The organism is Gottfriedia acidiceleris (assembly GCF_004138285.1).
GTDB lineage: Bacteria > Bacillota > Bacilli > Bacillales > Bacillaceae_G > Gottfriedia > Gottfriedia acidiceleris_A.
This window is the reverse complement of the sequence record NZ_SCFN01000024.1, coordinates 61,148-69,856: the sequence shown is the minus strand read 5'-3', so window position 1 is coordinate 69,856 and position 8,709 is coordinate 61,148. Positions and strand designations below refer to the sequence as shown.

Here is an 8,709-nt window from a genome sequence, read left to right as displayed (position 1 = left end):
AGGTTTTTTCATGGTAGCTGCATAAGAAAAACGATCCTTAGGCATTGAAGAATCGCATGCGTTAGTTCAATAAGAAAATAAGAAAAAAGAGTAGAAAGCAGAGATTGACCCTGTTTTTTCTACCCTTTTCTAACTGTCTTTTTATGCTTTTTGGACGTTTGTAGCTTGTGGACCACGTTGACCATTTTCTACTTCAAAAGTTACTGCTTGACCTTCATCTAAGGATTTAAATCCTTCACTCTTAATTGCAGAGAAATGAACGAACACTTCTCCACCATTATCACGTTCTATGAATCCAAAACCTTTCTCTGCATTAAACCATTTTACTTTTCCATGTTCCATTTATATTACTCCTTGTATAACTAACAAATTTAGTTTTTACTGAATTTTATGATTTATTGTTGTTTTGTTTCATGATGAAGTGGTGGTGGAACTAACCAACCTTTATCTTTCATCATTTGGAGTAATAGTGCCCCATCTTTTGCTTTTTTTGCACCCATTTGTCCATACAATAAACCAACATCCTCACGAATTGATTGACTCATTCCCTGACTACTTGCTACAACACCTGCTGCTATATCAGCTGCTACCATATAAGCTATTTGCGCATCTTGTAATCTTGCTCCAGCTGGAATTTGTTCAAGATCTGCTTCAGGTCGTTCTGCTGGTGTAGGCGGAACCGGGATATCGTTATGTAGTAATACATCTTCTATTTCCTTTATTGAAGGCTTGATTGATGATTCAATTACTTGTTTTAAAAATGCTTTCAACTCTTGATCACCAGTATGGTTTATATAGACTTGATATCCATCTAGTGCAGCTTTTGCGACTGATACAGCGCTCCATAATCCAAATACTTCGCCAAAATGTAAAGGCTCATCTTGTGGATTTCCACTTAAAATTCCCATAATAATCTTACTTCCTTTCATTATTACATTCATACTATTCTCCTTTTCATGGAATAGTCACAAAACCTATTATTTATCAAAAAGAAAGTTTTATACTTATTAGGTTTTTTTATCAATTCTGGCTTTAATTACCATGAATCTTTTCAACTTTAACTACTCATATTATTAATGCTCTTAATTTAATTAAAAGGTGGTGATTTAAGTGAAAAAATTGAGTTTAGGTTTATTATCTTTATTAATATCGCTATCATTTTTAACTAATAATGCATTAGCTGATAACAATAGATATTCTAACGATAATATGACTAATAATCGATACAATCCAACACCAGTTACTAACACAACTAATGCAAACGACGATGATGATACTGATTGGGGTTGGCTTGGATTATTAGGATTAGCTGGATTATTAGGATTAAGAAGAAAAGATCGCGACGACAGAAAATAAGTATTTTTATCTTTTTCTATAAAAAGATAATTTGTTAAATTAATTACATAGCATTTTTCTTCTCCCTGTTATTAAGCAAACTAAATTAAGAAAATCTTTGCTAGGAACCCTCTAAAACCCTTGTAATTTTACAGGGTTTTTTATATTTTTTATACCCATACCAAAAATTCATATTTATTTGTTTCCAAATTGACTTCCTTATTCAACTATACTGCCATTTTGTTGAATAAAAAAAACCGACTAAACAGCCGATCTTGTTGTTCAACTATTGCATGCGTTAGTTGAATAAAGAAATCATTATTATTATTGTTCATAGATGCTTTCATTTTTTATCTATATTTCTGTTATCTATCTTCTGTAACAATTTGTTTCTCTTTTTCTAAAGCTTTTATGGAAGATTTTTAATTCTTTTGTGACTAACATTACTCTATATAAATCAATAGTCTGCCTTGAGATGATTACATTCTTTCTAAGTTACATAGAATTTGCCTTATAACATTCTCCAAAATTTGTTCAGTATTTTCTTGCATACCCGCTGAACTCCACCCAATAAAACCATCAGGTCGTACAAGTACTGCTCCAAGTTCTGTAATTCCATATAATTTTAAAAATGTTTCAAGCGTATCTTTTGAGACATTTTTAGAATCAATCATATAGCTATCAATGGAAGTTCCCAAAGTTTCACTTACCTGTCGCGCTCCAATACGCCAAGGATTACCTTGCTCACTCGTTAATAGTACAAATTGTCGTCCAAATATATCCAAAATTGATTTTTGGTTACTTTCTGGGTCCAACCAGAGATGGGGTGCACGCGTACCTGGGCGTCCATCCAGTATTAATGAATCGACGGATAAATCTTGTTTTTCATCCTGAATAATAGCAAGTGACTTATAATGATAGGCTAAACTAATCATGGTACTGCTGGCAGGCTTTAGTTTTGGGGTTTGTGGTATATCGGATTTAAGAATGTCTGCAATTGCACCTGTGTCTGCGATTATAGCTGCTTGAGTAGCAGTGAATTTGGCTACTGGTTGACGCTCTGATTCATAGCTTTCGAGAAGGATTGAATCTGCCTGACCTTGTAAAACAGCAGCTAGCTTCCAGGCTAAATTATGGGCGTCTTGGATTCCGGTATTGCCTCCGAAACCACCAGTAGGAGGCATAACATGTGCTGAATCACCTACTAAAAAAATTCTACCAAGCTGGTACTGATTGGCAATACGAATTGCAGCTTCCCATGGCGACACATTTAATAAATTAATCCCGACTTGTGGTTGTCCAATGGCTTGACGAATAATCTGTATACATCGTTCAGGTGTAAAATCTTGTGGTGTTTCTCCTTGTTCAGGATAATAAGGAACATGATAGGTGAAACGATTTTTATCGCCTACAGTTAATAATGTTCCTGAAGTAAATTCATTTTGAATGTTGCAGATATTAAAACGATATTCTTGTAAGAGATTACTCAAGTCAGCTTCAAACAACATATTAATTTGATGTCCCATGGAACCCCGTCCAGACATAGAGATATTTAGTGCTTGACGGATTGGGCTATGTGCACCATCAGTAGCGATTAGAAATTGGGCATAGATGACATCTTTTTTGCCTGTATCCCGATTCATTACTGTTGCAGATACCCCAGATGAATCTTGTTCAAAAGTAACAAGCTCTGTGTAGAATCGAAACTCTCCGCCCCGATTCCTTGCAGCCGCTAACATGACTGGCTCAATTTCATCTTGGGTGCATTTACATGTAGTTGATGGACTTAGATGACTAAGATTTTCTTGTCCTAACATTTTGTATATTTGCTTTGCTTTTTTCCCATGAATCCCTTGAGCAAAATCAGCTTGTACGAGCTTTTCGGCTTCAAGGAAACCAACATTTCTCGCCATCGGAATTCCTGCATGCTTAATTTCCTCTTCTAGCCCAACTTGCCGCATTAACTCCATTGATCGAATATGTAATCCTCTAGCACGTGGATGGATAGATGTGCCTCGATGACGTTCAATTAAGATGTATGGGACTAGATGATGACTTAAAAAGAGCGCCATGGATAAGCCGACTAACCCCCCACCTACAATCAGGACAGGGGTTCTAGTTTCTTGTATCATACGAATATTCCTTTCTATGTTTTTTATTGAAATAATTCTATAAAACATACGTTATATAATCTGCATTTATGCAAAAAAACTTTTGTTTACATGAACAAGGTATTTTAATTTTCAACAAACATTAAAATTGAAATGGTTGTAAAAATAATGCAAATAAAATTCTAATAAACACTGAGATTACTAATTAATTGAATAAAATAGATACGATTGTAAGAAAATTTAATAAGTAATATAAATTGAGGAGTCATATTAAATGATTTACAAAGAAATTTTTCTTGAATTAATATTTGGGTATATTGCTCTTTATATTGTCATTAAAGTACTAGGTAAAGCGCAAATTACTATGATTACCCCATTTTATTTGGTTTGTTCACTTGCCCTAGGGAATATTTTAATTGGTGGAATTTTTAATAGAGAATCAACTGTGCCTAAAATACTTTTTGCTATCTTTACTTGGGGTGCTTTAAGCTTTGTAACATTAGTGATTACACAAAAATCGATATTTGCTAGAAAAGTTTTTGAAGGAGATGCTTCTATCCTCATAAAAAAAGGTCGTATACAATGGGAGGAGCTAAAAAGAAATCGCTTAGATATTGATCAACTTCTCCAATTACTTAGGGCTAAGAAAACTTTTTCGGTAAATGAAGTAGCCTATGCGATATTAGAAATTGATGGTACCGTCAGCGTACTTAAAAAATCAAATTTTTTAAATCCTACAAAGCAAGATTTAAAAATTAAATTAGAAGAAGAGTTCCTTCCTTTAATCATAATAAGTGATGGCCAGATTCGAATACGAGCTCTTCTAGATTTAAATAAAGATGAAAATTGGGTACATAATTTGCTTTCTGAGGCTAACCTATCGTTAATACAAGTTTGTTATGCAGAGTGGGATTCGAAGAAATTACACTTACATACTTATTAAAAATAAAAAATGAACACAGATTTCGAAAAAATTCTCCCTAATCTTATGCAACTAACACATGCGTTAGCTACATAAAACTTGGGAGCTGTTAATCGGCTCTATTTTTTTATTTGGCAGTATAGTTCAATAAGGAATTAAACAGTAATCGACGGTTTAAACACAAAAAAGGCGATGACACACATTCATCGCCTTTCATTTTGTACTGATGATTCAAATTTTAATAACACAGTTGTTAGTTTTGCAAAGGGATATTTTTTTAATTGTCTGGAATGATTACACTGGATCTCAGCTTTTATTTATTATTGTTTCTGTTTTCCCAAGTAATATTAGGTTCAGATGGCATAGGGTCATTTTTCATTAAGAAAAGCTGTAAGCCAACTAAATCATCAGTATTGATGAAATCAACACCAGCTTTCAAAAGTTCCTTCCATACTGCCTCTCTGGCTGGAGTTGCCATATCTGGGGTCGCCCAAAAACGGACTTTCTGGCCATTCGCATGAGCGGTTGAAACGATATAATTCAGTTTATGCCTTTCATTTTCTGACATCTCACCTACACCCATCCAAGTAAAATGTTTTGTCCAATTATCGCTTATAATTGGAATGAATTCATTGGAAGCACCCGATTCGAGGTCACTCATTCGTCCATCATAGGCTGCATAGCGAACAGGCTGGTTCTCCATTAATTCTTTTGGACGATTCCCTGAAATATAAACAGTTATTGGCCCTGGATTCACCCCTGAAGGTAAAAACTTCGTAAGCATATTTTGAAATTTTTTAAGCTGATTATGGATAACTTGATAGGTTGCTGCATCCTCAGATTTCACATCGATCCAAAGGGTAAACTCTTTATTATATCCTGGATAAACAGCTCCATTATTTTCTTTAACTCTTTCCATTAATGGGTCAAGATATAAGGATTTCAAAGTTCGATCTGTTCGTATATCCTCTTTATCATGTGCAACAAGGAGTTCTCCGTCAACAAGCCAAACATCAGATTCTACACTAGTAAATCCGTGCTCCAGAGCATCTGTTAATGGATGGGCATGCTCATAATCATTATGTGCATGAGCTTTTGCAAGAGGAACCACAGTCTGTTGATTCGAAAATAATAAATTACCGGCACTTGCAGCAAAAGCATTTGTAAATGGAATCATTAGTACAGAAGCAATAACGGTTAAAACAGCCAAGCATTTTTTCATAGTTCCTTAGACCTCCCAAAATAGTAGATTACCTCTATAATTTTAGAAGGAAAGTCTGAAAGTTCAATATAATCACGGTATTCTTAACAAACACTTTAATTTCTTTACGTTGCTTATGTAAATAGTAATTTTTTTTACAAAACTAACGAATGGCCAGATAATTGAATAACAGCAGGATTTTTCACGCAAAAACTACGTTTTGCTATAAATAACGGACAGTTTATCCTATTGGAACTCTTATTTTACCAATAAACTTTTATTCTTGAAGACTTAAAAGCCTTGAGATATAAAATCCCTAGGCTTCTTTACAGTAGCTATTCAATAAAATACATCTTCCCATTCACTTCAAGAGACACTGATGTTTGTTTCATAACTTCCTTTAGAGACTTGGTATAGGCAACTATTTGATTAATTTTTTCCTTATCTAAATCTTCTGCATAGCTATATACAATCGTTACTTTCTCCTTGACCAATTGATTATCATCAGATAGCCACGATCCTGTCCCCTCAATGGCTGTTGCTCCTCCAAACATTCTTGAGAATTCTTCTAACGACTTGTTAACATATGGAGTATTATCAATCGGTTGATCAACATTATATGTAGATGGTACGTATATTTTCACTATGTCTTCAAGGTAGAATTGCCCCCTTAATGCAGAAGATTGTTTCACTTTAGAGGTTTCTTGTTGTTCTGTAGCGTGCGCAGCATTGCCTAAAAAGACAATTAATAGGATTGGGATGATCCAATAGAAGATTTTTTTCTTTTCCAACATTGCCACTCCTTTTTATTCAATAGTTTGGTTGGCAAAACTATGATGAGTTTTCTAACTATCATTATACATGTGACAATCAATCTGTCATGGTAAAATTTACCTTTTTTATCTAAAGAGAACCGTTTCCTTTGGTGATCTTCAACTAACGCATACGTTAGCCATCCATGAACCCTAAGATTCACAACAGTGAATGGAAGTATATTTGTTCTTCCATGATAGTTGAAGTTCAGAAGACTGTCTCGATAGTCTTTTTTTTGCGCTAACTAGTAGATTTGTTGCATAGGAAAAGTGAAGCATAATTCTTAAAACAAAGAGTATACATTGGTTTATATCCATAATTTGGAAAAAGGAAGGATGTTTCCACATGATAGGAACTGAGAGTAAAAAACAGGACATTTTAAAAGCCTACCATTTCAGACATGCTTGCAAGGCATTTGATAGCAATAAAAAGATTTCGGATGAAGATTTTCACTTTATTTTGGAGACAGGAAGGTTGTCACCCAGTTCATTTGGCTTGGAGCCCTGGAAGTTTGTTGTGATTCAGAATGCTACGCTTCGCGAAAAATTAAAACCTGTATCTGGCGGTGCCCAAGGTCAACTGCCTACTGCCAGCCATTTTGTAGTTATATTGGCTAGAAAAACTCAAGGCTTAAGACATGATTCCGTTCACGTGATCAAAATGATGAAAGACATTCATCTTATGCCTGAGGAAATTGTGCAAAGTCTTTCCAATTTCTACAAATTCTTTGTCGAAACAGAACTTGAAGATAATGACCGTCTCATTTTTGAATGGGCAAATAAACAAACTTATATAGCATTAGGAAATATGATGACAGCTGCGGCTCAAATTGGAATTGATTCCTGTCCGATTGAAGGTTTTGATAAAAAGCAGGTGACTACTATTTTGCAAAGTGAGGGTATCATTGTCGACAACGATTTCGGTGTAGCCTGTATGGTCGCTTTTGGATATCGGAAAGAGGATCCCAAACGTCCAAAAACAAGACAAAATCTCGATGAAATTGTTGAGTGGCGATAAAACTGCTTAGATTTAAATGGAATATCAATAATAAGATGCTTTCCAATGATCTTATTCACGATTTTTATATACTTGATCTACCTTATAATAAGTTTCATAGTTAATTCAAATTCTTTTATTCGTTATGCAACTAAGGCATACGTGTTGCATTAGAACAACCTAAATATCAAAAAATAAATCGATTATTCCAATGATAAAAAACATAATTGCACACATCAACCAAAGATTAAGAGCATTAGATTCTTTCTTTTTTAAAATTTTCTCCTCAATCACATTTGAAAAAAAAATAGCTGCTAATGAAATATGAAACAGTCCTTCGTATATATGATTAGTGTTATCCGATGTAAAAGAATAAACCACATACATCATCATTGGAATCATCAAAATAGTTTGGATAATTACTATTTGTTTAATTCTGTCTTTAAATATTCTGTTCTTTAATTGGCTCATGATAGTTATCAAATTATTCTCTCCGAAAAATTTTCTTAATTTTATAATAATATTACCATATATTTCTCTTGCATTTGGTTTCTAAAAATTACCAAACCTTATTAAACTAAACTGCCATTTTGTTGAATAAAAAAATCGACTAAACAGCCGATCTTGTTGTTTAACTAAAGCATGCGTTAATTACATAAGTTAAATATAATTTTATTTACTTGTAATTGGTGATTTTTCTTTACTCCAATCAGTAGGTCCTTCATTATTAGGTAAAAATTTTCTCCAGTATTCACCAGTTTCTTTATTAAAGATTATTACATTATCGTCGTTTGCTCGAATCATTTCGTACTTATATTCATTTGTTTTAACTGGTTTCTCCTTTGCATTATCTGAAAAAGTAAACATTAAAAATAGCCCTAATATAGTACATCCTAAGATTATCGCAACACCTATAATAATTTGATTATTTTTCAACTAAACTGCTCCCTCTCTAATAATGTTTATATGTTTTTAATTCTCTAATTTTGCAGTTCTTCCTTTTTCTTATTCAACTAATCTGCCATTTACTTTAATAAAAAAATCGACTAAACAGCCGATTATGCTGTTCAACTAAAGTATGCGTTAATTGAATAACTATTAATTTTCCAAGGAAATAGAATACAGTGATAATATATACCTAAGAACCCATTATCGAGAAACGCCTGGGGATTAAAGATTTAATCTCTCAACCTAAAGCTAACGGGTTCGGTTTTGAAGTACAAAATCAAAATTCGCAACCTAATTCGTTAATGTATTAACATTAATTTCAACAGTAAATTGGTAATAAAAAAAGCAGTGGATTTCGTAATCCAACTGCTTTTTTATATTTT

Annotated in this window: 10 protein-coding genes; 3 read left to right on the top strand and 7 right to left on the bottom strand. The window is 33.5% G+C overall.

Going from position 1 to position 8,709, the window contains the following annotated elements:
• Positions 1-141 precede the first annotated feature (141 nt).
• Both EP747_RS21210 and EP747_RS21205 read right to left on the bottom strand, forming a co-directional pair.
• A complete protein-coding gene (locus tag EP747_RS21210; protein WP_114344122.1) occupies positions 142-342 on the bottom strand; it encodes a cold-shock protein in 201 nt (66 codons plus the stop codon).
• Positions 343-395: 53 nt separating this feature from the next.
• Positions 396-908 carry a DUF3231 family protein gene (locus EP747_RS21205; protein ID WP_129692054.1) on the bottom strand — a complete coding sequence of 171 codons (513 nt, stop codon included), beginning with the start codon at positions 906-908 and terminating at the stop codon, positions 396-398.
• A 202-nt stretch (positions 909-1,110) separates the two neighbouring features.
• Between EP747_RS21205 and EP747_RS24995 the strand changes: the two genes are divergently transcribed.
• Positions 1,111-1,356 (top strand): WGxxGxxG family protein, encoded by a 246-nt coding sequence (locus tag EP747_RS24995; RefSeq protein ID WP_235832963.1) that lies wholly within the window; start codon positions 1,111-1,113, stop codon positions 1,354-1,356.
• A gap of 458 nt (positions 1,357-1,814) precedes the next feature.
• Here the strand turns inward: EP747_RS24995 and EP747_RS21195 are convergent, their stop codons facing one another.
• Positions 1,815-3,467 carry an FAD-dependent oxidoreductase gene (locus EP747_RS21195; protein ID WP_165347197.1) on the bottom strand — a complete coding sequence of 551 codons (1,653 nt, stop codon included), beginning with the start codon at positions 3,465-3,467 and terminating at the stop codon, positions 1,815-1,817.
• Positions 3,468-3,720: 253 nt separating this feature from the next.
• Between EP747_RS21195 and EP747_RS21190 the strand changes: the two genes are divergently transcribed.
• Positions 3,721-4,389, top strand: coding sequence for a DUF421 domain-containing protein (locus tag EP747_RS21190; protein WP_129692049.1), 669 nt, complete (start codon positions 3,721-3,723; stop codon positions 4,387-4,389).
• A gap of 292 nt (positions 4,390-4,681) precedes the next feature.
• Here the strand turns inward: EP747_RS21190 and EP747_RS21185 are convergent, their stop codons facing one another.
• Together EP747_RS21185 and EP747_RS21180 are read right to left on the bottom strand one after the other, a co-directional pair.
• Entirely contained in the window at positions 4,682-5,590 is a 909-nt protein-coding gene (locus EP747_RS21185; protein ID WP_129692048.1) for a phosphatidylinositol-specific phospholipase C/glycerophosphodiester phosphodiesterase family protein, read from the bottom strand.
• Positions 5,591-5,904: 314 nt separating this feature from the next.
• Positions 5,905-6,363, bottom strand: coding sequence for a DUF3574 domain-containing protein (locus EP747_RS21180; protein ID WP_235832962.1), 459 nt, complete (start codon positions 6,361-6,363; stop codon positions 5,905-5,907).
• A gap of 364 nt (positions 6,364-6,727) precedes the next feature.
• On the opposite strand from EP747_RS21180, the gene EP747_RS21175 reads away from it, so the two are divergent.
• Positions 6,728-7,399: an NAD(P)H-dependent oxidoreductase gene (locus EP747_RS21175; protein WP_129692047.1), complete on the top strand. Its 672-nt coding sequence runs from the start codon at positions 6,728-6,730 to the stop codon at positions 7,397-7,399.
• A gap of 159 nt (positions 7,400-7,558) precedes the next feature.
• Here EP747_RS21175 and EP747_RS21170 read toward each other — a convergent pair whose 3' ends face one another.
• Both EP747_RS21170 and EP747_RS21165 read right to left on the bottom strand, forming a co-directional pair.
• On the bottom strand, positions 7,559-7,861 hold the full coding sequence (locus EP747_RS21170; RefSeq protein WP_129692046.1) for a hypothetical protein: 303 nt from the start codon (positions 7,859-7,861) through the stop codon (positions 7,559-7,561).
• Between the two features lie 189 nt (positions 7,862-8,050).
• Complete coding sequence (locus tag EP747_RS21165) at positions 8,051-8,314, bottom strand: hypothetical protein (RefSeq protein ID WP_129692045.1); 264 nt, start codon at positions 8,312-8,314, stop codon at positions 8,051-8,053.
• Positions 8,315-8,709: the final 395 nt, after the last annotated feature.